This is a genomic window from Planomicrobium okeanokoites, assembly GCF_003428875.1.
In the GTDB taxonomy this organism is placed as follows: domain Bacteria; phylum Bacillota; class Bacilli; order Bacillales_A; family Planococcaceae; genus Planococcus; species Planococcus okeanokoites.
This window is the reverse complement of sequence record NZ_QQRS01000001.1, coordinates 758570-782066: the sequence shown is the minus strand read 5'-3', so window position 1 is coordinate 782066 and position 23497 is coordinate 758570. Positions and strand designations below refer to the sequence as shown.

At 44.8% G+C, this 23497-nt stretch carries 25 protein-coding genes, 1 pseudogene and 1 other annotated feature; of the genes and pseudogenes, 21 read left to right on the top strand and 5 right to left on the bottom strand.

What is annotated here, in order from left to right; translation table 11 throughout:
• Positions 1 to 23: 23 nt before the first annotated feature.
• From D2910_RS03990 to D2910_RS03930, 13 genes and pseudogenes are all read left to right on the top strand, one after another.
• Positions 24 to 884 (top strand): SDR family NAD(P)-dependent oxidoreductase, encoded by an 861-nt coding sequence (locus D2910_RS03990; protein ID WP_117312457.1) that lies wholly within the window; start codon positions 24 to 26, stop codon positions 882 to 884.
• Positions 877 to 2442, top strand: a complete 1566-nt coding sequence (locus D2910_RS03985) for an AMP-binding protein (RefSeq protein WP_117312456.1) — start codon at positions 877 to 879, stop codon at positions 2440 to 2442. Before D2910_RS03990 ends, D2910_RS03985 begins: the two co-directional genes overlap by 8 nt.
• Entirely contained in the window at positions 2443 to 2817 is a 375-nt protein-coding gene (locus tag D2910_RS03980) for a YciI family protein (RefSeq protein WP_117312455.1), read from the top strand.
• 14 nt (positions 2818 to 2831) lie between these two features.
• Positions 2832 to 3254, top strand: coding sequence for a hypothetical protein (locus D2910_RS03975; protein WP_133299068.1), 423 nt, complete (start codon positions 2832 to 2834; stop codon positions 3252 to 3254).
• 144 nt (positions 3255 to 3398) lie between these two features.
• The gene (locus tag D2910_RS03970; RefSeq protein ID WP_117312453.1) at positions 3399 to 3833 is read left to right on the top strand and encodes an NUDIX domain-containing protein; all 435 of its coding nucleotides are present in this window, start codon (positions 3399 to 3401) and stop codon (positions 3831 to 3833) included.
• 108 nt (positions 3834 to 3941) lie between these two features.
• Entirely contained in the window at positions 3942 to 4157 is a 216-nt protein-coding gene (locus D2910_RS03965) for a DUF6366 family protein (RefSeq protein ID WP_117312452.1), read from the top strand.
• Positions 4158 to 4375: 218 nt separating this feature from the next.
• The gene (locus D2910_RS03960) at positions 4376 to 4825 is read left to right on the top strand and encodes a hypothetical protein (RefSeq protein WP_117312451.1); all 450 of its coding nucleotides are present in this window, start codon (positions 4376 to 4378) and stop codon (positions 4823 to 4825) included.
• Positions 4826 to 4948: 123 nt separating this feature from the next.
• Positions 4949 to 5392 carry a hypothetical protein gene (locus tag D2910_RS03955; protein ID WP_117312450.1) on the top strand — a complete coding sequence of 148 codons (444 nt, stop codon included), beginning with the start codon at positions 4949 to 4951 and terminating at the stop codon, positions 5390 to 5392.
• Between the two features lie 101 nt (positions 5393 to 5493).
• Positions 5494 to 5775, top strand: coding sequence for a hypothetical protein (locus tag D2910_RS03950; protein WP_117312449.1), 282 nt, complete (start codon positions 5494 to 5496; stop codon positions 5773 to 5775).
• 305 nt (positions 5776 to 6080) lie between these two features.
• Positions 6081 to 7412, top strand: a complete 1332-nt coding sequence (locus D2910_RS03945) for a D-serine ammonia-lyase (RefSeq protein WP_117312595.1) — start codon at positions 6081 to 6083, stop codon at positions 7410 to 7412.
• Positions 7413 to 7445: 33 nt separating this feature from the next.
• On the top strand, positions 7446 to 7760 hold the full coding sequence (locus tag D2910_RS03940; RefSeq protein WP_117312448.1) for a TIGR04104 family putative zinc finger protein: 315 nt from the start codon (positions 7446 to 7448) through the stop codon (positions 7758 to 7760).
• A gap of 15 nt (positions 7761 to 7775) precedes the next feature.
• Positions 7776 to 7980: a binding site (T-box leader), on the top strand.
• A gap of 55 nt (positions 7981 to 8035) precedes the next feature.
• Positions 8036 to 9726, top strand: a pseudogene (gene argS / locus D2910_RS03935) (arginine--tRNA ligase).
• Positions 9727 to 9804: 78 nt separating this feature from the next.
• A complete protein-coding gene (locus tag D2910_RS03930; RefSeq protein ID WP_117312447.1) occupies positions 9805 to 10236 on the top strand; it encodes a VOC family protein in 432 nt (143 codons plus the stop codon).
• Between the two features lie 379 nt (positions 10237 to 10615).
• On the opposite strand, the gene D2910_RS03925 is transcribed toward D2910_RS03930, so the two are convergent.
• The 5 genes from D2910_RS03925 to D2910_RS03910 form a co-directional block, all read right to left on the bottom strand.
• Positions 10616 to 11278: a nucleoside deaminase gene (locus tag D2910_RS03925; RefSeq protein WP_117312446.1), complete on the bottom strand. Its 663-nt coding sequence runs from the start codon at positions 11276 to 11278 to the stop codon at positions 10616 to 10618.
• A 246-nt stretch (positions 11279 to 11524) separates the two neighbouring features.
• Positions 11525 to 11728, bottom strand: coding sequence for a hypothetical protein (locus D2910_RS16755; protein ID WP_133299067.1), 204 nt, complete (start codon positions 11726 to 11728; stop codon positions 11525 to 11527).
• Between the two features lie 18 nt (positions 11729 to 11746).
• A complete protein-coding gene (locus D2910_RS03920; RefSeq protein WP_084245085.1) occupies positions 11747 to 12424 on the bottom strand; it encodes an amino acid ABC transporter permease in 678 nt (225 codons plus the stop codon).
• Positions 12425 to 12581: 157 nt separating this feature from the next.
• On the bottom strand, positions 12582 to 13415 hold the full coding sequence (locus tag D2910_RS03915; protein WP_117312594.1) for a transporter substrate-binding domain-containing protein: 834 nt from the start codon (positions 13413 to 13415) through the stop codon (positions 12582 to 12584).
• Positions 13416 to 13598: 183 nt separating this feature from the next.
• Entirely contained in the window at positions 13599 to 15263 is a 1665-nt protein-coding gene (locus tag D2910_RS03910) for an Rqc2 family fibronectin-binding protein (RefSeq protein WP_117312445.1), read from the bottom strand.
• A gap of 133 nt (positions 15264 to 15396) precedes the next feature.
• Between D2910_RS03910 and gmk the strand changes: the two genes are divergently transcribed.
• From gmk to D2910_RS03870, 8 genes are all read left to right on the top strand, one after another.
• Positions 15397 to 16017: a guanylate kinase gene (gene gmk, locus D2910_RS03905; protein WP_084245089.1), complete on the top strand. Its 621-nt coding sequence runs from the start codon at positions 15397 to 15399 to the stop codon at positions 16015 to 16017.
• Positions 16017 to 16241, top strand: coding sequence for a DNA-directed RNA polymerase subunit omega (gene rpoZ / locus D2910_RS03900; RefSeq protein WP_117312444.1), 225 nt, complete (start codon positions 16017 to 16019; stop codon positions 16239 to 16241). Before gmk ends, rpoZ begins: the two co-directional genes overlap by 1 nt.
• A gap of 74 nt (positions 16242 to 16315) precedes the next feature.
• Complete coding sequence (gene coaBC, locus D2910_RS03895) at positions 16316 to 17521, top strand: bifunctional phosphopantothenoylcysteine decarboxylase/phosphopantothenate--cysteine ligase CoaBC (RefSeq protein ID WP_117312443.1); 1206 nt, start codon at positions 16316 to 16318, stop codon at positions 17519 to 17521.
• Positions 17511 to 19907 (top strand): primosomal protein N', encoded by a 2397-nt coding sequence (gene priA / locus D2910_RS03890; protein WP_117312442.1) that lies wholly within the window; start codon positions 17511 to 17513, stop codon positions 19905 to 19907. Before coaBC ends, priA begins: the two co-directional genes overlap by 11 nt.
• A gap of 19 nt (positions 19908 to 19926) precedes the next feature.
• A complete protein-coding gene (gene def, locus D2910_RS03885) occupies positions 19927 to 20433 on the top strand; it encodes a peptide deformylase (protein WP_117312441.1) in 507 nt (168 codons plus the stop codon).
• Positions 20430 to 21362 carry a methionyl-tRNA formyltransferase gene (gene fmt, locus D2910_RS03880; RefSeq protein ID WP_117312440.1) on the top strand — a complete coding sequence of 311 codons (933 nt, stop codon included), beginning with the start codon at positions 20430 to 20432 and terminating at the stop codon, positions 21360 to 21362. Before def ends, fmt begins: the two co-directional genes overlap by 4 nt.
• A complete protein-coding gene (gene rsmB, locus D2910_RS03875; protein WP_084245102.1) occupies positions 21359 to 22705 on the top strand; it encodes a 16S rRNA (cytosine(967)-C(5))-methyltransferase RsmB in 1347 nt (448 codons plus the stop codon). Before fmt ends, rsmB begins: the two co-directional genes overlap by 4 nt.
• A gap of 40 nt (positions 22706 to 22745) precedes the next feature.
• Positions 22746 to 23495, top strand: coding sequence for a Stp1/IreP family PP2C-type Ser/Thr phosphatase (locus D2910_RS03870; protein WP_233208635.1), 750 nt, complete (start codon positions 22746 to 22748; stop codon positions 23493 to 23495).
• Positions 23496 to 23497: the final 2 nt, after the last annotated feature.

Sequence of the window (23497 nt, the reverse complement as noted above, 5' to 3'; positions counted from 1 at the left end):
TTTGATAAAAAGGTGCTGGCCAAATGTATAACTATACTTTACTGGAAAGAACTTTGTTTTTCTCGTCCCGCTTCAATTTCGAGAAGCTGAAAAAAGAAGTGGATGGCAAGACTATTTTGATAACCGGAGCGAGTTCAGGGATCGGAAAGGAGCTCGCATTTCGATTGGCGAACACAACCGCGCATCTGATTCTGGTAGCCCGGAGAGAAGACATCATGATTGCGATGAAGACGGAGATTGAACAAGCTTCTGCAAGGGTGACGGTATTCCCGGCAGATTTGCGAAATGAAGAAGAACTAAAAGGATTGCTGGGATTTTTGCATGGATTGACGGATGGATTGGATGTTGTCGTGAGCAATGCCGGTATTTCCATTAATCGACCTATTGCAGAATCTCTCGAACGTTACCATGATTTCACCCGTACCATGGCTCTTAATTATTTTGCTCCGGTACAGTTATTGCTGTCGCTCATTCCTGTGCTTGCGAAAAAGAACGGACATATCATCAATGTGTCCACGATTAACGCTTTGATGGTTCCTGTCCCTTACTGGGCAGCCTACCAGGCATCGAAAACCGCTTTTGATACGTGGCTGCGCTCGGCAGAGCCGGAATTGAAAATCAAAAACATTTCTGTATCCACAGTGTATCTGCCCCTGGTAAAGACACCCATGATTGAACCGACTGTTGCTTATCAGAAGTCACCGGCTATGTCGGCTGTTCATGTGGCTGAAATTATCGGACATGCATTGTATTCAAAAAGAAAAGTGTATAAACCTTGGTGGTTAATCTTCGGTCAATGGGCATCCGTCATTTTCAGGGCACCGTTATCGTTTCTCATCCCTAAATTGATAATGAAAAAGGAGCGTGAAAGAGGCAATGTTTAATTTGCTGAAGATATTGTCTCAGCTCGATTTTCTTTCACTGTCAAAGCTAGGCCGTCTGGGATTCGCAATTCATCAAAACGGCATCAATCTAATGCTTTTATTTACGTTAACGAAAATAACAGGCAATGAAAAAACTGCTTTAGTGGATAGCCATGAAGTGCTTAGTTATAGAGAACTGCAGAAACGGTGTGAACATCTCGCTTATTTTCTGGCAGATCGATATGGGGTTGGGGAAAAGCAAAAAGTTGCGTTTTATTGTAAAAACCATGCTTCGTTGGTGCAGGGCATTTTTGCTTCTTCGCGTCTGGGAGCGGACTTATACCTGCTGAATAGTTCTATGAGCCAATTGCAATTCAATAAACTTGTGGAAGAGCATCGCTTCGATTTTCTTATTTACGACGATGAATTTAGTGGTTTGATTGAGAAATCTCCTTATCGAAATCCAAAGATCTGCAGTTATCATGAAAAATATGAAGCAATCGCAACTTTGCCAGAGTTATCTCTACATAGAAAACAAAAATTGAAGCCCTCTTCCAGCGGCAAGATCATCTTATTGACGGGTGGGACCACCGGAAAACCGAAGCAAGTGGTTCACCGACCATCCCTCTTTAATTTTCTGGATCCATTTGCAGCATTACTGAACCGGCTGCAGTTACCGAAATACAGCACTGCTTATATTGCGACGCCAATCTACCATGGCTACGGGATCGCTGTATTATTATCATTTCTTGCTTTAGGAAAGAAAGTTGTCATTCAGGAGAGCTTTGATGCGGAAAGAGCCTGTGCCCTCATTCAGCAGCATCAGGCAGAAGTTGTAACGGTAGTTCCGCTCATGATCCATAAGATGTTGAAGCACGATAAAGCATCCCTCGCTTCGCTTGCCTGCATTGCATCAGGAGGTGCGAAACTGAATCCGGCTTTAGTAAATGAAGTGAACCATCAGCTGGGGGGTGTCCTATACAATTTGTACGGGACTTCGGAAGCGGGCTTGAATATCATTGCTGTACCTGAAGATTTCAAACATCACGCCAACACACTTGGCAAACTGATCGCCGGTGGCCAGATGCAGGTAGTAGTGGAGGGAAAAGAAGTCGAACCTGGCAATATCGGTCAATTTTGTATTCGGAATAAGTGGTCGATGAAGAACAATCCAAGCCGTTGGATCCAAACAGGCGACATCGGATACCGAGACGAGAAAGGCTATTATTTCCTGTGTGGACGAACAGACGATTTAATCATTTCAGCCGGTAACAATATCTATCCATTGGAAATTGAAGTGGCGCTGACCAACCACCCGAGTATAGAAGACGTCGCTGTAGTCGGAGTTGAAGATGTCTACAGCGGACAGATCCTAAAAGCGTTCGTGCAGCTATACCGCGATAAATCATTAACGCCAAGTGAACTTTCGAGTTGGTTGAGTACGCACGTAGCAGGATTCCAGATTCCGAGGGAAATCGTTTTTGTGGATCACTTACCTTATACAGCGGTTGGAAAATTGGATAGAAAACGAATTCAAACCATTAAAAGTAACGAAATTTTTAATAGAGGAGGAATTTAAATGAAATACTTGTGTCTGGGTTATTATAATAAGGAAAAAATGGACGCACTTCCTACGGAAGAAGTAGAGGGAATTATGCTGGAATGCCAAACTCATATAAAGAATTTGTATAGTAGCAGTAATGTATTGATGGACGTCGGCATTAGTCAAGAAATGAAAAGATTGAAGCGGCTTAATGGGGAAATACAAACTGAATCCGGGATGCCAAATCAGCTGGAGAAAGTAATTGGCAGTGCCTTTATACTGGAAGCCGAGAACATGGATAAAGCGATTCAAATAGCTTCGCTTCATCCAACTGTACAAGTCAAAAGAGGAGAACAGCTTGGGTGGGAAATTGAGATCTTTGCAATCGATTCCTTCGATTTAAAAGAATAATGATGGAGAGCTTAATGAAATACATGGCCAGTTCTTCTTTAGCTGCTGTATTATCAGTTTTTACATTTTCAATCTATCATCTAATCCACTTTGGCAGTTTTATTAACTTCAGCACTTTTTATATCTTCACTGCGACTGTGCTAATGTTTGCTTATATAGGAGGTTTAATTGGATTTTTATATTTGTACTTACAAAAAAATAAATCGTATTTAACTATTAAAAATTTTTCAGTCTTCTTAGCAATAGGTCTAGTATTAGGGATTGTATTAGAATGGGTAGTGGCAGACGGGCACTATATGGGGTTTTTAATAGCCGCAATTGTTGGTTCACTGACGTTTTTATTTGCAAACGGAATTGACTCTCGAATTATCAGGTTAATAATTATACCTCTCCCTTTTATAGTGGTTTTTGGTTTCCCATTCTTTGATATGTTCTGACTGTAAAAGTACCTATATCAAGTAATTAATACGTTAATTGCAACTTGGATATTAATCTTTAATACCTTATTTTATAAAACTTACTTAATATTTTTTGGAAAACAAGAAAAGACAACTACTTAATATTTCATTTGGAGGCGGACAATGATTAAATTCGGTGAACGCGATTATAAATTGAATTATTGGAAGAGAACAGGAGCTTATGCTGTAATTCAAAATGACAAAAAGCAATTTTTATGTGTAAAGGATTCGGATGATCTTTTATTTTTAGTAGGAGGCGGGGTTGATGAAGGTGAATCTCCTGAAAATGCGTTATTAAGGGAGAGTATCGAGGAAACTGGCCATGAAATCCGGATCGCTGAGGAAATAGGCAAAGCTGAAAGACATTGGATTTCATCAAAATATCCCAATGACTCTCAGCATAATGTCGGAATTTTATACGCTGCTGAACTGCTGGAAAAGGTTGCTGAACCAGTTGAACAAGAAATCATGTGCTGGGTCGATTACAGTGAACTGGAAAAGAATCTATTGCATGAGCATCATTTGTATTTGATAAAGCAGTATTTAGATATCTTATAGTAAAGAATTAAATTATATTAAATTATATTAAATTATATTTGTAAGATCCTTACAGAAGTATGAGTATATTTTGCATCACTGATTATTACTGGATAAAGGAGGGTTCATTTGGGGTCTAATAAAACACCTGAAGATGGAAGAGAGCGCTTAAGGCAGAATGAATTAAAAAATAATCCCGGCGGCTCATTTAGTGATGGGTTTGACAGAAGTTCTGGGAGTGGAAATTTAACGGATTTAGTAGGTGGAATAGGATGGAAGGGTATCGGTATATTAATAATCTTATTATTTTTAGGATATGTCGCATACAGTCTGTTTTTCAACTAGCAGCATAATTCTTCGATGAGGAGGAACTTTTAATGAGGTTTCTTCTTTTTATTTTGCATGAAAATATTTGTTTTCCAAAATCACTTAGAAGTCGAATGATATACGAATGAAGGAGATTGGTGGATCCAAGAAGAATAAAGCAGAATAGGAAAATCATTTCCAGAATTCATCTTGATCTTACATGAATTATAATCATTACATTTTGAAGGAGAAAACCGATGCCTACTTACAATATGCATTTCGAGATCACCACATATAGTGAATCAGATAATGATATGCATTACGCTGAAGACTATTCGTTTTGGAATCCGTTGATAGAGCATTTTTTCAGTGGAATGGATGCTTTCGAAATTCATTGCTGGGAAGATGAGCAAGCTGTGATTGATGAAGTTATTCATGGACTCAAAAGTGTCGTATGCCGAAAGGAAGGCAAGGTTTTAATTGTGAAAGGAGATCTGTCTGATAAAGCGAAAAACTTTCTCCTTACAGATTCATTGAATGATGCTGGACAGTTAAAATGGTTTTCGGTCTTCCTCTACCGCGAGGAAGATATTTTGTTTTCCTCTGAGCATTATGGAACCGAGTTCACGGGGAGCAGATTGAGTGGTGCACAAAAAGCATTTTTCATAAGAACACTTCCTGAGGATATAAGCGTTTTGGAGTGGTAGGCGAATCTGCTGGGTTATAAAAAAGATTTAATAAGTGATACATAAAATAACTTAAACTTAAATCCTCAAACTTGTAACTTCTTTCGTTTAAACCAGCCTACTGGAAGTAAAGGGGGAAGTACAATGAGTAAATTTCCTAGATCAGTTATTTTTGCTGTACTGATTTTAGCCATAGCAATTATCGAGCCCTTTCGGATGGAACCGCCAACCCCAAAAGTAACAGTGAATGGGGAAGAGATTCCGACTACGCAAGGTTCGTATTGCTGGCACGGAATGATATTCGCTCAATGTGCAGATTTTATTCATACGACTCCATTAGATATGGCAGAAGAACATGATCCTGCATCAGTTTCTCCACAACAGAATATCAGAATTGATTTTTTCAGGGAACCGCTTGACGGCACACTGGAAATCAAGCAATGGATTGATGGAGACACTAGTAAAGAAATTGAACTTATAAATGATTCCATTGCAATTCCACAAGAGAAAGGCATCTATGTTTATCACATAACAGCATTGTGGAAAGAAGGAGACGGCAATTACGCTTTTTCGGTAATTGTTGAATGATTTATAAAAATGAAATCATCATCAATCATTGGATTTACACTATTTAAATTTTGATTGATTTAATTTAGCATGATTGAGCTATTAACAGATGGGGGGAAGTTATGAAAAGGATACTATTGGGGACTTCGATTTTTGTTATACTGACAGGTTTTTTCGGTATGAACAATAACTTGGAAATTGCAATGAATGTGACGGGAATAGTAGGCATTGCCGGAATATTGCTCGGAGGCTTTTTAAAAACAGGTTTTATCAGCTCATCAGCACCGGTGCTGGGAAATTTAGCTGTTATTAAATTGGATAATACAGTCAATTTATCGAATACGATCTTATTGCTCGCTTTGCCGAATTTTATCGGAGCCGCAGTATTGTATTTTATGATTTAGTGAAACAGAAAACTGATAATCAGATTTCTGTTTTTTATTTGAGTAAAGTTTTATATAAATGTATAAATCATAAACCTGAAAGGGAATTAATGAACAATAATTGAATGTATTTTATATTGCTCCTATTCCAATATTTACTGTGTTTCCTCATTGCATAAGAGAGTGTTAATGTGTGGTGTTTAAAGTTTATTCGAATGGATGATGGACTAAACCGGAACCGACCTTACGTTACAGAAACTGAAATCATCGATATTTTCATGTATGATGAGGAAAGAAGCAGTCACTCAGCAGAAAGGATGATTCCAATGGCAGTTACGCAACAGCAACTCAACGATTGGCAGCAGAAGTACCCGTTATTATCCGACGTGATGGAATTTCGACCGGTGTTATGGCTGAATCCGAATGAAACGAAGACTTCGGATCTCGGACAACTGGCCGTAACGAAAGAGGATATGCAAGGAGCGGAGGAGCTATGGCAGCGCTTTGCGCCATTTTTGGCGATAGCGTTTCCAGAAACGGCAGAAGCTGGAGGAATCATCGAGTCACCATTGAAAGAAATTTCCGCAACTAAAAATATTCTGGAAACCACATACAACACAAAATTTCCCGGCAGACTGTTCCTCAAATGCGACAATGAGCTGGCAGTCGCAGGGTCGATCAAAGCACGCGGAGGCTTTTATGAAGTGTTGCATCATGCAGAGCAATTGGCGCTGGAGAATGGCATGATCACTGATGGCTATGATTACAGCAAGTTTGCATCCAAAGAGTTCAAGGATTTCTTCAGCCAGTATTCAATCGGCGTAGGTTCAACAGGCAATCTTGGGCTCAGCATCGGCATTATCAGTGCGGAGCTCGGTTTTTCCGTATCGGTTTACATGTCAGCTGATGCAAAAGCGTGGAAGAAGGACTTGCTTCGCTCAAAAGGCGCGATTGTTCACGAATTTGAAGGCGATTTTGGCGAAGCCATTCTGGAAGGACGTCAACAGACCAAAGAGAACCCGATGGCTTATTTTGTCGATGATGAAAATTCGAGGCATCTGTTCCTCGGTTACAGCACTGCAGCTTTCGGGCTGAAAAAACAATTGGATGACTTGGATATTACTGTTGATGCGGAACATCCGCTGGTCGTTTATTTGCCATGCGGTGTTGGCGGTTCGCCGGGCGGCATCACTTTCGGGCTCAAGCAGATCTATGGAGATGCCGTCCATTGCTTCTTTGTGGAACCGACGCATTCACCTTCCGTTTTGATCGGTTTGATGACAGGCCAAAAAGAAAAAGTATGCGTCCAGGATTTCGGCATCGATAATCTGACTGAAGGCGACGGGCTTGCAGTCGGCAGGCCATCGAGTTTCGCATCGTCGATTAGTGAAAAGTTGATCAGCGGCATTTATACGCTTGAGGATGATGAACTTTACCGGTTACTGGCGATTCTGGCTGACGGCGATGATATTTTTGTTGAGCCATCCGCGGCTTCATCTTTGCTGGGTTCTGTGAAATTGAGTCAGAATGAATATCTGTCTTCGCGCGGTGTGGATTCCGACAAGGCTGTGCACATCGCCTGGTCTACCGGCGGTGCCTTGGTGCCTGAGGAAAATATGCAGGCGATGTACGAAAAAGGCAAAAATTTACGCGAATAAAAGATCGTTTTTTAGCAAGAAGGAGCCGGGAGAATGCAGAGATGCGAAAACTGTAAGCAAGCTTTCAAATGGAACCAGCTTTATCAATCGTTATGGCTCGCTTTTCGGCCGGTTAGTTGCCGGAAATGCGGTACAGTGCATAAAGTAGCCAGTGCCTCTCGGCTATTGGCGGTTTTATTGCTGCTGGTGCCCGTGATTTATATTTCGATTTTTATGCAGAATCTGGAGCTGGGAAGAGTCATGTTGCCGATTGTGGCTGTGATTGCCCTGGTTTCAACAGGCCTGCCATTTCTCCTTAAATATGAAAAAGTCGAATCAAGCATTGACACAAATTATGGAAATCGGTAAGATAACAAAAATACATTAAATTCTGGGAAGATAAGAGTAGGTATATGGAGTGTCGAAGCGAGCCGGGGATGGTGGAAGCCTGGCGGCCGAAGTATACCGAACCGCATATCTGAGAAACCGCCTGAACTCGAGTAGGGCAGGTCGGCTGGCGCCGTTACCGCTTTAAGCAGGTCCGATGATCGGGCAATCAGAGTGGTACCGCGGGAACCCCGTCTCTAATTCACATTAGAGACGGGGTTTTTTCTTTTTTACCGGGAAACAGGAGGAGTGGAACGATGGATTATAACAAATTGTTTGCAGAGGAAATCGAGAAAAATCTGGATGGTGGAATGGATTTAGGGAAGATAATGGGTTTAGTTGAAAAACCGAAGTTTGATGGCCAGGGTGATTTGGCGTTTCCCTGTTTTTCATTGGCGAAGATCCAAGGCAAGGCACCGCATATAATTGCAGTGGAGTTGGCGGAGCGGATAAAACATCCTGTGTTCGATGATGTCGTTGCTGCAGGACCATATGTAAACTGTTTCTTGAAAAAATCAGCCGTCAGTAAAGAATTGCTGCAAACGATCGTGGAAGAAAAGGCGGCATATGGCGGGAGCGGGCTCGGTCAAGGCAAAAATATCACCATCGACTTTTCATCCCCCAATATTGCAAAACCTTTTTCGATGGGCCACCTGAGATCGACGGTGATCGGAAATTCATTGGCTAAAATCGTTGAAAAGCTTGGATATAAAGCAGTGGGGATCAATCATCTGGGAGACTGGGGCACGCAGTTCGGAAAATTGATCGTCGCGTATAAGAAATGGGGCGATGAAGCGGCGGTGAAAGAAAATCCGATTCCTGAGCTGTTGGCGCTGTATATCAAATTCCATGAGGAAGCAAAGGAAGATTCGGCTTTGGAAGATGAGGCCAGAAAGTGCTTTTGGCAATTGGAGAACGGCGATTCGGAAGCAGAGGGATTGTGGAAGTGGTTTAAAGATGAATCGCTGAGCGAATTCAATAAAGTATATGAACTTTTGGGAGTGGATTTCGACTCGTTTGCCGGAGAAGCCTTTTATAACGACAAGATGGCTGCGACCATCGACTTGCTGAAGTCGAAGGAACTGCTGACAAAGTCCGAAGGCGCGGAAGTCGTGGATTTGACAGAAGAAGGGCTGCCGCCGTTTCTGATCCGGAAAAGTGACGGCGCGACGCTTTACGGCACTCGTGATCTGACGGCCGCTCTATACAGAAAAGAGAATTACCATTTTGCGAAATCGATGTACGTGGTTGGGCAGGAGCAGACATTGCATTTCCGGCAACTGAAGCTGGTGCTGAAAAAGATGGGCTACAGTTGGGCGGATGAGATGGAACACATCCCGTTCGGTTTCATCTTGAAAGACGGGAAAAAGATGTCGACCCGTAAAGGCAAAGTGGTTTTATTGGATCAAGTGTTAAAAGACGTGATCGAGCTGGCGGAAAAGAATATCGAAGAGAGGAATCCGGCACTGGCGAATAAAACGGAGACGGCACAAATGGTGGGCGTCGGGGCAGTGATTTTCCACGATTTGAAGACGGAGAGGCAGAATAACGTCGAGTTTTCACTGGAAGCCATGCTGCGTTTTGAAGGAGCAACGGGACCTTACGTCCAGTACACCCATGCAAGAGCCTGCTCGATATTACGGAAATCGGGACGGGCCGCGGATAAAATTATGCCTGTTGGATTGGACGACAGCTACAGTTGGGAAGTCATCAAGGATTTGATGGCATTTCCGGAGGCAATATTGAAAAGTTTTGAGCAAAGCGAACCTTCCGTTATTGCGAGATACGCAATCGAACTGGCACAGGATTTCAATAAGTACTATAGCCACGTGAAGTTTTGGAAGATGATGGGCAGCTGGAAGGAAGATTGGCTCTTGTTTTCGCAGTGACCGCGGTGCTGAAGGAAAGTCTCCGTTTACTTGGAATCCAGGCGCCGGATGAAATGTAAAATTTTAAGCATCTTGCAGGACACTTCCGCTTTCCCTCGAATACTATAGGCAATAGCTGAAAATGAAAGGAGAAAACCATGGCGATTCAATCCAATCATGTTTTCATTAATTTGCCCGTAAAAGACCTGGACAGATCCATGCAATTTTTTGGTGATATCGGATTCGAATTCAATGAACAGATGACGGATAAAAAAGCTGCATGCATGATAGTTGGCCGCAATATATATGTGATGCTGCTCGTTGAAGAATTTTTCAAAAGCTTCACAGGAAAAGCGTTATGCGACTCTGCTGCCAGCACGGAGGTGATCGTCTCGATCACCGCAGACAGCCGGGCCGGCGTTGACGAAATCGTTCAAAACGCGCTGGCGGCAGGAGGTTCCGCCTCCAACGATAAAATGGACAACGAATTCATGTACGGCTGGAGTTTCGAAGACATCGACGGACATTTATGGGAAGTCATGTATATGCCCGAGAATGAAGATGATGAGGACGAGGAATTTTATGGTTAAGGGTTGTTGAGTGGGGGAGGATTTTTGGTAAGAGTGGAGAAGGGAAATATTTTACAGAAAAAAAGTTCTCTATTTCAGCCTGATGAAATAGAGGGCTTTTTCTTCGTAATATTAATGCTGGAATCATGGAATCGACGATAAACGCTTGAGAATCGACGATAAACCTGAAAAAATCGACGATAAACTCAAGAAAATCGACGATAAACCTAAAATAATCGACGATAAATCGAAGCGGCTTTAGGATATTTCGATTCAAAAAAGTTAATAGAAAATATTCCTGCTCACTTAGAGATTTTAATCAAATTGAGATAATCTTTCTGATTATCTCAATTCAGAAGCTGAAATCCAGTAGAGCAAATTTCCGCTGGATCAGAATTTTTTAGCCTTTTACCTGAACTGAACCTAATATCTGCCTATCCAATTGATCTTGAAGCATTCCAAAAACTTCTGAAACCTCCATGTGAAGAGGGGAATCCAGTTTTCTTTCTGCAAACCATTTTTCAGCCACTTTAGCTTCAGCCGGATAATCTTCTTTCCAACTATTGGTGACTGCTGAGTCTTTTCCGAAGTGGATCATATATTCAAAATAAATATTTAACACGATCGACAATTGCTCCAGACAATAAATAGTTTGTTCTATTTTTATCGCTTTCAAACTCATATAGGGTGTGGCGTCTTTCAAGTTTGTGCTGCCTGCCCATTTATCTTTCGCAGCAAACTTCAGATTACGGATGCCGCTCATATAAAATGCACCAAAACACAAGGGGCATGGCTCCATCGTGGTGTAGAGTGTATATGCGCTTCTTTTTGTATAAATCCTATTGTCCAGTTGGAGCATAGCATTTATTTCAGCGTGAGCCAGTTCATTATTTGAAATGACGCTATCCTTCAATTTATTGAAAGCTGCACTTTTTCCACGAGCAATAATATTGCCTTCTCCATCTGTAACCAGAGCTCCAATTGGCCGGGAGCCTTCCTGGAATGATTTCCATGCTTCTTCAAAACATTCTTGCCATACTCGCGGTATTTTAGACCAAATCATTAAATAATCTCCTCTTGTACCATTTTTCAGTCTTAAGTTGAATTCGCTTAAGCTCTACATAGTTCCTGCAAAAATGAAACAATGGAATTTTATGTATGGAGTAAATGAAAAGAAAGAAGTGTGGGTTCTTCTAAAAAGAGCTGACACCAATATTTAACAGATTTAAATTTCAGATTAGGAGAGTTGAAAGTAAGGATTTTTTAATTGTGCTTTTATTGCCGAAATGAAAGAATCGCCGATAAACGCTTAAAAATCGCTGATAAACTGAAAAAAATCGCCGATAAACCTCCAAAAATCGCCGATAAACTCATGAAAATCGCCGATAAAATTTAAATGGTTCATGCAAAACCGTCGCATAAATAATATTGGTAATAATAGGAAAATTCCAGCAGCTTTATTTAAAATCCATCCCAATTTTCCACCAAAATAAAAAGACAGCCACGAATTCACGCGACCGCCTCTTTTATTCTATAGATAATCCGCATATCGCTTCTCGAGATAATTTTGCAGCACCGTCATGACTGAACAGATTGCCCAGTAGATCAATGCGACCAGGATCAGCAGTGTCAGCAAATCGTACTCACGGGCGCCGACTGTCCGCGCTTTCTGGAAGATTTCCGGCACGGTGATCATTGCGGCTAAAGAAGATGCCTTGATCAAGTCCAGGTAGACGTTGGATAACGGCGGCACGGCAATCCGCACCGATTGCGGAAGGATGATGCGCCGCATTGTCTGCCAGTAGGTTAGCCCGAGCGCGGTTGAAGATTCCCATTGGCCTTTGTCGACTGAAGCGAGTGATGACCGGAATACTTCCGCGATGTAAGCGGCACTGTTGATGCTGAAGCCGATTAAAGCTGCCTGTACCGCTGTAAATTCAATGCCGATGACCGGCAATGCGAAGTACAAAAGGAATAAAATCACGAGTATCGGTACGCCGCGCATAAAGGAGATGTAAAGTCTCGCCGGATATTGCATGAGCTTGACCGGAGATGTCCGGGCAAGCGACAGGAAAAATCCGATGATCAATCCGCAAAGCATGCTGACGACCGAAATAAGCAGTGTGTACCAGATGCCTTCAAGCACATAGGGGAGGGATTCGATCGCCAAAGCCGGATCGAACAGCAATCCCCATTCAATTTCATTCATCGAACCCCTCCGTTTGAAAGAATCTTTTAATACAGTGCAGAATTCCATAGACAACACTTAGGTGAAAATGCTGCTCCTGTCTCTGCATCGCTACGCTAGCTTCGTCGCAAGAGATAAACTCAAACAAGTTTGAGTTATCTCTCGCTGTCGCTTTTCTTTATTCCTCAATATCCGGCTTAACCGACACGTCAGCTCCGCCGAAGAATTCTTCTGATAGCTCAGTGATGGTGCCGTCTTCAAGCATTTCGTCGAGAACACGGTTGACGTTTTCAGCCAGTTCTTCGTTGTCTTTATTCATGACAAGACCGACTTCAGATGGAGCGTATTTGATGTCCGGGTGGATAGTGATGTTGAGTTCCGGGAATGCTGCGACACCGAAAGTGGATAGGTAGTAATCGTTCAGGATGACGTCTGTACGCCCGATGGAAACGTCGCGCAAATAGACTTCGTTTGATGCGTTATCGTAAGTGACTTCTTCAGCGCCATAGCTGCGGGCGATTTCCATGTAGATGGAAGTGGATGCGCCTGCCGCTTTTTTGCCTTCAAGATCTTCAAGTGAAGAAATTCCTGAAAGGTCGTCTTTGCGGACAACCGCTGTGCCATATGAATATTTTACAGGAGTCGAGAAGATGAACTCTTCCGCGCGGTCTTCTGTGATTTCAATGTCATTGGCTGCAATATCGACTTGGCCAGTCTGTACACTTGTCAGCATTTCATCAAAGCCCATTTCCTTGAACTCGACTTCAAGTTCTAGGCGCTCAGCCACTTCACGCGCAACTTCGACTTCAAAACCAGTCAGTTCATCTGATTCTTCATCGCGGAAAGATGTTGCCAATAAAGTACCGGAAGTGGCAACAGTCAATGTGCCTTCTTCCTGGATTTCATCCCATGCCGTTTTCTCTTCAGTAGTCGTATCTTCATCTCCGCCGCATGCAGCCAGTACCAGCGCTGAAGCTGCCAGTAGCGCAGGGGCAAAGAACATCTTTTTCATTTTCACCATATAAATTACCTCCATATATTATAGTCCTTTAAAAACATAGCATTAAGCGTGTAAGAGGGCAATATAAGAGAGACTGAATTTTAAAACACAGAACATTCCTGCAACTTAATTCAAATAATAATCTTATGTCAACAAAAAGCAGCCGTCTCCCAAAAGCTGACGGCTGCTGCAATATTATTTCTTCAGTTTGATGACGAGTTCTTCATCCGGTGTGACGAAAACCGTTTTTTGTTCAAAATAGATGACGAATCCGGGTTTTGCGCCATTCGGCTTTTTCACTTGCCGGACTTCCGTGTAATCCACTGGAACGGAAGATGATTCCCGTGCCTTGCTGAAATAGGCGGCAATCGTGGCAGCTTCAAGGATGGTTTCTTCATCCGGCTCAGAATCGTGGATGATGACGTGAGAGCCAGGAATATCCTTTGTATGCAGCCAGGTATCGGATTTCGAAGCCACTTTGAACGTGACGTAATCATTCTGCTTATTGTTTTTGCCCACCGAGATTGGGATGCCGGTGCTTGAAACATAAGGTTCTACAGACGGTTTTGTCGGCTTTTTCTTCTTCTTCGACTTCTGTGCCTTCATATAACCTTGCTCGGCCAGCTCTTCGCGGATTTCTTCAATATCGGAAATGCCAGCTTGCTGCACTTGTGACATCAGCGTTTCAAAATAAGCGATGTCGTCTTCGGTTTTATCGATTTGTTCCTGGGTCTTGACCAGAGCAGTTTTGGCTTTCTGGTAACGCGAATAAAACTTCTGGGAGTTTTCGATCGGCGTCTTCCGCGGATCGAGTGGAATCAACACTTTTTCTTCATTATAATAATTGTCCACTTCGATTTCCTTCATGCCTTTTTGGATGCGGTGGAGATTGGCCATGATCAGTTCACCGTTCAATTGAAGAAGGTCACGTTTTTCTGCCTGATCCTGCTCTTTCTTCAATTTCTTCAATTTCAATTTAAGTTTTGAAATTTCGTTCTGCAGCCACCGTTCCAAATCGCCTGCCTGTTGTTTGACGCGGTCGCGCTCTGCTTTCGCGTAGTACATGCGGTCAAGCAAGTCACCAAGATTCGGATAGCTCAAACCCGGCGCTGCCAAATGTTCCAGCGGAGTCGCGGAGAAGTAGCTTTTGCCGTCCTGCTCAACATAATACCCTGCAGGATTTTCCTGGCTGAAATCTGCAAGGAATTTTGCAGCGGCCGATTCCTTGTCGTTTGCCAAAGCCAGTCGGTGATGCAACTCACGGGCGGTCAGCGGAGAAAATCCGGCGTACTCCTGGACCAAATCCTTTTCACCCAAATTGATGAGTGCATCCGAATTGATAAACGGATCCCTTTTGTCCTGGGATGGCGGAAAGATATATGGCTGTCCCGGCAAAATTGTGCGGAATGAGTTGACGCTCGGCGGCAAATGCTTGAGGCTGTCGAGAATCATCATCCGTTCCGAATCCACCAGGATAAAATTCGAATGCCTGCCCATCATTTCGACATGTAGTTCACGCTCGATGTCGTCGCCGATTTCATTTTTCGCTTTGATTTTCAATATGATGAGCCTGTCCATTCCGTGCTGAGAAATTTCTGTAATGACGCCGCCTTCGATATGCTTGCGGAGAAGCATGCAGAACATCGGGGGTTCAGAAGGGTTGGTATTCGCTTCTTTCGTTAAATGGATCCGTGAATACGATGGGTGGATCGAGATCAATAATTTATGGTTGCTTCCTTGTGAGCGGATGTGGAGCAGCAGTTCAAGCTGATTGGGCTGATGAACTTTTGAAATTCTGCCGCTGACCAGCTGTTGAAGTTCACTGGTCATCGCTTTTGTAAATAATCCATCAAATGCCATGAAAAATCCCTCTTTCAAATCGTTTTGTTCCATCTTATCATTTCTGCCGTGTATTATGATATAATAAGACAGTTAGTTACAAAACGAAGAATATAGACCAGATCTAATGGCGGTGGTTAAGGTGGTTAAAGAAATGAGAAAACAACGCGGACTGCTGATCGTGTTATCAGGGCCTTCCGGGGTCGGCAAAGGCACAGTCAGAAAAGAGCTGTTCTCACAGCCGGATACGAATTATGAATACTCCATATCGATGACGACGCGGTCGCCGCGTGAAGGCGAAGTGGATGAAGTCGATTACTTTTTCAAGACACGCAACGAATTCGAGGATTTGATCGAACAGGGTCAACTGCTTGAATATGCTGAGTTTGTCGGAAATTATTACGGCACCCCGCTCGAATACGTCAATAAGATGCGTGACGCGGGCCGTGATGTGTTCCTTGAAATCGAAGTGCAGGGAGCTGCGCAAGTGCGGGATAAAGTGCCGGATGGCCTGTTCATCTTTTTGGCGCCGCCAAGTCTTTCCGAACTTGAGGAGCGGCTGGTCGGCCGTGGAACCGAATCCGATGAAGTCATCGCTTCACGGCTAGGGGCGGCAAGACAGGAACTTGAAATGATGAACCTCTATGATTACGTGGTTGAGAATGACGAAGTGGAAAACGCCTGTGACCGCATCAACGCCATTATAATCGCTGAACATTGCAAGCGTGAACGTGTAGAAAAAAGATACTTTGATATGCTAAAGGAGAATGCATGATGTTATACCCATCCGTTGATAAATTAAAAAGCCGTATCGATTCAAAATACTCTTTGGTGGCGTTGGCTTCCAAGCGGGCACGCCAATTGCACGAAAATGGCGATGAGAAACTTTCAAAATACACATCTGCAAAACCTGTAGGCAAAGCGCTTGAAGAAATTGCAGAAGGTGTTTTGACGCAAGTGCGCCAGGATGAAACAGCTATTTATGAAGACGAAATTTAACCATTAATCACAACCTACGACTCCCAGAGCAAATTTGTTCTTTGGGAGTTTGTTGTTTAGAAAGGGTGTTTGCGTTGTTGGCGAATCGTAGGATTTTATTGTGCGTGAGCGGGGGAATCGCTGTTTATAAAGCGGTTGCGCTTGTCAGTAAATTATCTCAGGCGGGAGCGGACGTGAAAGTCATCATGACGGAATCGGCGCGCCAATTTGTACAGCCGCTGACGTTCCAGGTCATGTCCCGGAACGATGTCTTTTATGATACGTTCGATGAGAAGGATTCATCTGTCATTGCCCATATTGATCTGGCAGATTGGGCAGATCTCGTTATTGTGGCTCCGGCGACTGCCAATGTCATCGGCAAACTGGCAAACGGCATCGGGGATGATATGGTGACGACCACATTGCTAGCGGCAACGGCTCCCATCTGGATTGCACCGGCGATGAATGTCCATATGTATGACCATCCGGCAGTTAAGCGGAATATCCAGCGGCTGCATGACGACGGCATCCGTTTCATCGAACCATCGGAAGGGTTCCTCGCCTGCGGTTATGTCGGGAAAGGGCGTCTCGAGGAACCTGAAAAGATTACAGAACTGGTGAATGGTTTTTTCAGCCGCGAAATGCTGTTGAAGGGTAAAAAAGTGGTGGTGACAGCAGGGCCGACCCGTGAACGCATTGATCCGGTCCGCTTTTTGACGAACTTTTCGAGCGGCAAAATGGGATATGCCATGGCGCAGGCGGCAGCTGAACTTGGAGCTGAAACCATCCTGATCAGCGGTCCGGTGTCTTTGCCGGCACCGTCAGGCGTAAAACGGATCATGGTTGAAAGCGCGGAAGATATGCTGCAGGCGGTAAAAGCGGAATATGCCGATTCGGATTTTGTCATCAAAACAGCTGCAGTCGCCGATTACCGGCCGAAGACCCTGCACGGACAAAAGATGAAAAAACAGGAAGGTGACGCTTCGCTGGAACTCGAGCGGACAGCGGACATCCTCCATTATCTCGGGACGCAAAAAGGCAGGCAGGTCCTCATTGGATTTGCAGCCGAAACGAATGATGTAAGCCATTATGCGAAAAGCAAACTGGATCGGAAAAACGCCGATTACATCATTGCCAACGATGTGACCGAGTCACAGGCAGGATTCGAATCGGATACCAATAAAGTGACGATTTTTGGAAAAGGGGATTTCGAACAATCATTCGAACTTCTTCCGAAACAGGAATTGGCACGCCAATTACTGAAGCTGATTGTTGAAAGGGAAATGCGAAATGATCGCTGAAATTATTGTTGATGTTGCTGCGCATCCGATTGACCGGCCGTTTGACTATTTGATTCCTGAAAAGCTGGAAGCATTGGCAGAGCCGGGCATGCGGGTGAAAGTGCCTTTTGGAAACAGAAAAGTGCTGGGGTTCATCACCAATATTAAAGAAAAGTCCGATTTCGATCCGGGCCGCATGAAGCCCGTCCATGAGTTGATGGATGTCGTTCCGGTGCTGAATACAGAGCTGTTGAAAATGGCGGCTTGGATGAAAGAACAGACGGTTTGTTTTGAAATAGATGCACTGCAGGTCATGGTGCCGGCCGCATTGCGGGCGAAATACGAAAAACGCTTCGTGCTGGCAAGTGGATTGGAAGCGGTCGATTCGCGACTTCATCCTTATTTCGGCAACAAGCCTTTCATCCGCAGCCAGGATGCTGAAGATGTATTCGGCTTGATCAAAAAAGAATTGGATAAAGGGACTATCATTGCAGATACCAATATCCAGCAGCAGACGGCTGTCAAAAAAGTTCGTATGATTCATATCACGGATTCTGTTGAAAAACTTGAATCCATTGATATCCGCGGCAATGCGAAGCAGCAGCTGAAACTGATGGATTTCATGAAAGAGAACCCGGGACTTTCCATTGAATCTTCCGAACTTCAAAAAATAGCCGGCGTTACACTGCCGACCATCTACAGTCTGGCTGAAAAAGGTGCGGCTGATTTATCGAATGTCGAAACATACCGCGATCCGAAGATGCTGACGGAAATCGAGAAAAAAGATAACCTGGTGCTTACGGAAGCCCAGCAGAAGGCTTTTGATGCCATCGATAAATCGTTGAACTCGCCAAGAACGTTTCTTTTGCACGGAATAACCGGCAGCGGCAAGACGGAAATTTATCTGCAGACCATCGATCAGGTGCTGAAGGAAGGGAAAGAAGCGATCATGCTGGTGCCCGAGATTTCATTGACACCGCAAATGACCTTGCGCTTCAAGGAACGTTTCGGCGACATGGTCGCCGTTCTCCACAGCGGCTTGTCTGCTGGTGAAAAATACGACGAATGGCGAAAAATCCAGCGCGGCGAAGTGAAAGTGGCCGTTGGTGCAAGATCAGCGATTTTTGCGCCATTTGAGAATCTGGGCCTGATCATTCTCGATGAAGAGCATGAATCCAGTTATAAACAGGATGACTCGCCGCGCTATCACGCACGCGACCTGGCTATTTGGCGCGGTGAATATCACAGCTGCCCGGTGATTCTAGGCAGCGCGACCCCTTCGCTGGAATCTTATGCACGCGCGCAAAAAGGTGTGTACGAACTGCTGGTGCTGGAAAAACGCGCAAGAAATCAACCGTTGCCGGCAGTCCACATCGTCGATATGCGCGAAGAATTGAGAACCGGCAACCGGTCGATGTTCTCGGTCCAATTGGCGGATGCGATCCGCGACAGGTTGGCGAAAAAGGAACAGACGGTTTTATTCCTGAATAAACGGGGCTATTCTTCGTTCGTTCTCTGCCGCGATTGCGGAACGGTCATGCAATGCCCGAATTGTGATATCTCATTGACCTATCATCGTTCGAGTGAAATGATGAAATGTCATTATTGCGGCTACGATGAACGGGTGCCGCATACTTGTCCGGAATGTGAAAGTGAGCATATCCGGTTTTTTGGTACAGGCACACAGAAAGTGGAAGAAGAGCTGGCGAAACTCGTGCCTGAAGCAAGGGTTTTGCGGATGGATGTAGATACAACCCGCAATAAAGGCGCTCATGAAAAGATCCTCAATTCCTTTGGTGAAGGGAAAGCGGATATTCTGCTGGGCACCCAGATGATTGCCAAAGGCCTGGATTTCCCGAACATCACCCTGGTTGGCGTGCTGTCAGCTGATACGACTTTGCATCTGCCTGATTTCCGGGCAGCCGAAAAAACGTATCAATTACTGACCCAGGTCAGCGGTCGGGCAGGACGTGACGTATTGCCGGGAACCGTTTTTGTCCAGTCCTATACGCCTGAGCATTACGCAATCACCTTAGCGAAAGACCAATTATATGAACCGTTCTATGATCAGGAAATGGCGATGCGCCGGGCAAGCGGATATCCGCCTTATTATTATGTGGTGAATATCCAGTTCACACATGAAGACCTGATGACAGTGGCAGAATATGCCGGTCAGACGGTTGAATATTTACGGGAGCAATTGTCGGACCAAACCGTCATCATCGGCCCTTCTGCCTCGCTGATCGCCCGCGTCAACAATAGATATAGGTATCAATGTTTGATAAAATACAAAAAAGAACCGAAACTGACTGAAGTGATGCAGCAATTGATCAAGATCTATCGTTCCGACTGGCTGAAAAAAGGGGCCACATTGGCAATCGATATGAATCCGACTTCGGTGATGTAAAAGAAAAGAGGAACTGAAAATGGCTATACGACCTATCGTAAAACATCCCAGCGATGTACTTGAAAAATCTTGTGAACCTGTAACGACTTTCGACAAAAATCTGTCCGTTCTGCTGGACGATATGTACGAAACGATGATCGAAGCGGATGGTGTCGGAATTGCGGCTCCCCAAGTGGGGACTGCAGTCCGGGCTGCCATCGTCGATTTCCGTGAAGGTCAGGATCCGATCGAGATGATCAACCCGGAACTCGTATTATACGAAGGTTCCGATACTGATATTGAAGGCTGTTTGAGTTTCCCTGGTGTATTCGGGGAAGTGGAACGGTACGACCATATCAAGATAAAAGCGCAGGAACGGGATGGTTCATGGTATGAACTTGAAGCGGAAGGCTATGAAGCCCGTGCGATCCTTCACGAAATGGATCATTTGGACGGCGTTTTATTCACCAGCAAAATCACGAAATATGTGACACAGGAAGAATTGGATGAAATGATCCGTTTGCAGGAAGAGGAGGAATCCATTTGACCAGAATCGTATTTATGGGGACTCCGGCTTTTTCCGTTCCGATTCTCCGCATGCTGGTTGAAGAAGGCTACGATGTCATTTCTGTTGTGACACAGCCGGATCGCCCTGTTGGACGTAAAAAAGTGCTGACACCTACGCCCGTCAAAGAAGAAGCGCTGCGTCTTGGCTTGCCTGTTTACCAGCCGCAAAAACTGAAAAATCCTGAAGAACTGCAAGCCGTACTGGATCTGGGAGCGGATTTGGTGGTAACGGCTGCGTTCGGACAGATTTTGCCTACTGAAATATTGGAAACCCCGAAACTGGGTGCAATCAATGTACATGCTTCTTTATTGCCTGCATACCGGGGAGGCGCTCCGATCCACCAGGCGATCATCGATGGGCAGAAAAAAACCGGCGTCACCATCATGTATATGGTGGACCGGCTGGATGCGGGAGATATCATTTCACAGACAACCGTGCCGATTGAGAAGCACGACCATACCGGCAGCATGTTCGAAAAACTCAGCGCAGCAGGAACGGAATTATTGAAAGCGACTTTGCCTTCTATTATAGAAGGAACGAACGAGCGCATTCCGCAGGACGAATCGCTCGTCACATTTGCGCGCAATATTTCGCGTGAGCAGGAACGGATCGACTGGAACCGGTCAGCTGAGGAAATCTACAACCAGGTGCGCGGGCTTCATCCGTGGCCGGTTGCTTATACAAGTTTCAAGCAGGACAATATGAAAATCTGGTGGTTGGAAATAGCCGAGGACACTGGAACTGGAAATCCAGGCGAAGTGGTCAGGCTGACAGAGGATGCTGTCCACGTCCAGACCGGCAAGGGAATTCTGGCAATTACTGAATTGCAGCCAGCCGGCAAAAAACGGATGTCGGCCAAGGATTATTTGACCGGACCTAAAATTCAGGCAGGAGATTTATTTGAATGAAAAATAAAAAATTGCACGGCAATGTACGTGATGCTGCATTTTCCATCCTTTGGGCAGTCGAAAATAAGCAGGCCTACAGCAACCTTCTTTTGCATCAGACGATTGAAAGCTACGGGATTTCTGCGAAAAACCGCGGTTTGCTGACGGAAATCACGTACGGCACATTGCAGCATCAGATGACTTTGGATTATTATCTGGAACCGTACTTAAAAGGGAAAATTGAACCATGGGTTAAAACCTTATTGCGGATGTCGTTGTATCAGATCGTTTACCTCGACCGCATCCCTTCCCATGCCGTCGTCCATGAAGCGGTTGAAATCGCCAAACGGCGCGGTCACGGAGGAGTCGCTTCCTTAGTAAATGGTGTTCTCCGGTCCGTGCAGCGTTCCGGTGTCCGGTCATTCAACACGATTGCCGATCCGATCGAGAAAATTTCGATTGAAACGAGCCATCCGGCTTGGATGATCAAACGCTGGGCTGAGCAGTTCGGTCTTGAAAAGACGCGCGAAATGGCATTGGAAAACAATAAAATCCCATCACAGACTGTACGAGTGAATACCGTCCGCGCAACAGTGGAGGAAGCGATTGAAATGCTCGAATCCGAGGGGCTTGAAGCGGTTCCGAGTAAAATCATCCCGGAATGTCTTGTGGTAACTGGCGGACAACCGGCCAGAACAGCCACTTTTGAAAAAGGCTTCATCACGATCCAGGACGAGAGTTCAATGCTGCCGTCTTACGCGCTGCAGCTGGAACCGGGCATGAAAGTGCTGGATATGTGCGCCGCTCCTGGCGGTAAATCGACTCACATCGCTGAAAAGCTGAACAATGAAGGCATCCTCTATTCAATGGACCTCCACCCGCATAAAGTGAAATTGATCAAGGAATCCGCCGATCGCCTGGGCCATACCGTAATTGAAACGGATGTCGGCGACGGCAAGAAGAGTGTCGAGCGATTCGGCAAGGAACAGTTCGATCGCGTCCTTGTGGATGCGCCTTGCAGCGGCCTCGGAGTGATCAAACGGAAACCGGATATTAAATATACGAAAAAAGAAGAGGATTTCAGCAGATTGCAGGAAATCCAGATTGAGTTGCTGGATCAGGCTGCACAATTGCTGAAGCCGGACGGCATATTGGTTTACAGTACGTGTACTGTTGATAATATGGAGAACCGCGGCACTGCTGAAAGGTTTTTGAAGGAACATCCGGATATGGAAAAAATCCAGGTTTCATTGCCTGAAGCGCTCGGCATTAAACATACCGGCTTTGTACAGGTATTTCCTCAGGATTTCGGAAGCGATGGATTTTTCATCGCCGCTTTCCGTAAATCTGCTGTTGTGGAATGATCAGCAAACCGAATTGACTTGGGATGAGGTGTAGAAATTGTTGTTTCAATATGTCATGGAAAGTGATACTGGAAAAAAGCGGGAAGTTAACGAAGATCGTGTAGCGGTCCTCAAACGGCCGGATGGGCTGATGCTGGCTCTGGTGGCAGATGGAATGGGTGGCCATAATGCCGGTGATGTCGCCAGTGAAATGACGGTGGCAGCGTTAAGCGAGCTCTTCATGGATGCTGACAGTGAGGAATTCGTGTCAACTTCGAGCAAGAAAAGATGGCTTGATGAAAAAATCCGCTTCATCAACAGTGAAGTCTTCAATTATGCTGGAGACCATCCTGAATGCAAGGGGATGGGGACGACATTGATCGCCGCCTTGATAGAAGATCGTTTTTGCGTTATTTGCCATATCGGCGACAGCCGTGTGTACACGTTCAACGGCAAAGCTGAGCAGGTCACTCGGGATCATTCCTATGTCAATGTGCTGGTCGATAACGGGGAAATCAGTGAAGAAGAAGCGGAAGACCATCCGAAAAAGAATTGGATCGTACGTGCGCTTGGCACAGAATCAGGAATTGAAGGGGAGATGATCGAGCTGGAACTCAGCGATTCTTCGTATCTCCTGATCTGTTCCGATGGACTGAGCAATAAAGTCTCGAAAGAAGAAATTGCGGATATTGTCGGTACCTCTGCAGTTTTATCGCAAAAAGGGAAAGACCTCGTTGATCTCGCCAATGACAAGGGTGGAGAAGACAATATTTCGTTTGTTCTTCTTGCCTCGAAAGCTGGGGAGGTGTAATT

What these genes read in the sequence shown, in the direction of transcription:
- D2910_RS03990 (WP_117312457.1), top strand. Translation starts at nt 24, where the DNA reads ATGTATAACTATACTTTACTGGAAAGAACTTTGTTTTTCTCGTCCCGC.
- D2910_RS03975 (WP_133299068.1), top strand. Translation starts at nt 2,832, where the DNA reads ATGAAATACATGGCCAGTTCTTCTTTAGCTGCTGTATTATCAGTTTTT.
- D2910_RS03910 (WP_117312445.1), bottom strand. Translation starts at nt 15,263, where the DNA reads ATGGCATTTGATGGATTATTTACAAAAGCGATGACCAGTGAACTTCAA.
- D2910_RS03980 (WP_117312455.1), top strand. Translation starts at nt 2,443, where the DNA reads ATGAAATACTTGTGTCTGGGTTATTATAATAAGGAAAAAATGGACGCA.
- gmk (WP_084245089.1), top strand. Translation starts at nt 15,397, where the DNA reads ATGAGAAAACAACGCGGACTGCTGATCGTGTTATCAGGGCCTTCCGGG.
- D2910_RS03970 (WP_117312453.1), top strand. Translation starts at nt 3,399, where the DNA reads ATGATTAAATTCGGTGAACGCGATTATAAATTGAATTATTGGAAGAGA.
- D2910_RS03945 (WP_117312595.1), top strand. Translation starts at nt 6,081, where the DNA reads ATGGCAGTTACGCAACAGCAACTCAACGATTGGCAGCAGAAGTACCCG.
- priA (WP_117312442.1), top strand. Translation starts at nt 17,511, where the DNA reads ATGATCGCTGAAATTATTGTTGATGTTGCTGCGCATCCGATTGACCGG.
- D2910_RS03955 (WP_117312450.1), top strand. Translation starts at nt 4,949, where the DNA reads ATGAGTAAATTTCCTAGATCAGTTATTTTTGCTGTACTGATTTTAGCC.
- D2910_RS03930 (WP_117312447.1), top strand. Translation starts at nt 9,805, where the DNA reads ATGGCGATTCAATCCAATCATGTTTTCATTAATTTGCCCGTAAAAGAC.
- D2910_RS03985 (WP_117312456.1), top strand. Translation starts at nt 877, where the DNA reads ATGTTTAATTTGCTGAAGATATTGTCTCAGCTCGATTTTCTTTCACTG.
- rsmB (WP_084245102.1), top strand. Translation starts at nt 21,359, where the DNA reads ATGAAAAATAAAAAATTGCACGGCAATGTACGTGATGCTGCATTTTCC.
- D2910_RS03915 (WP_117312594.1), bottom strand. Translation starts at nt 13,415, where the DNA reads ATGAAAAAGATGTTCTTTGCCCCTGCGCTACTGGCAGCTTCAGCGCTG.
- D2910_RS03960 (WP_117312451.1), top strand. Translation starts at nt 4,376, where the DNA reads ATGCCTACTTACAATATGCATTTCGAGATCACCACATATAGTGAATCA.
- D2910_RS03920 (WP_084245085.1), bottom strand. Translation starts at nt 12,424, where the DNA reads ATGAATGAAATTGAATGGGGATTGCTGTTCGATCCGGCTTTGGCGATC.
- rpoZ (WP_117312444.1), top strand. Translation starts at nt 16,017, where the DNA reads ATGTTATACCCATCCGTTGATAAATTAAAAAGCCGTATCGATTCAAAA.
- D2910_RS03940 (WP_117312448.1), top strand. Translation starts at nt 7,446, where the DNA reads ATGCAGAGATGCGAAAACTGTAAGCAAGCTTTCAAATGGAACCAGCTT.
- D2910_RS03925 (WP_117312446.1), bottom strand. Translation starts at nt 11,278, where the DNA reads ATGATTTGGTCTAAAATACCGCGAGTATGGCAAGAATGTTTTGAAGAA.
- D2910_RS03950 (WP_117312449.1), top strand. Translation starts at nt 5,494, where the DNA reads ATGAAAAGGATACTATTGGGGACTTCGATTTTTGTTATACTGACAGGT.
- def (WP_117312441.1), top strand. Translation starts at nt 19,927, where the DNA reads ATGGCTATACGACCTATCGTAAAACATCCCAGCGATGTACTTGAAAAA.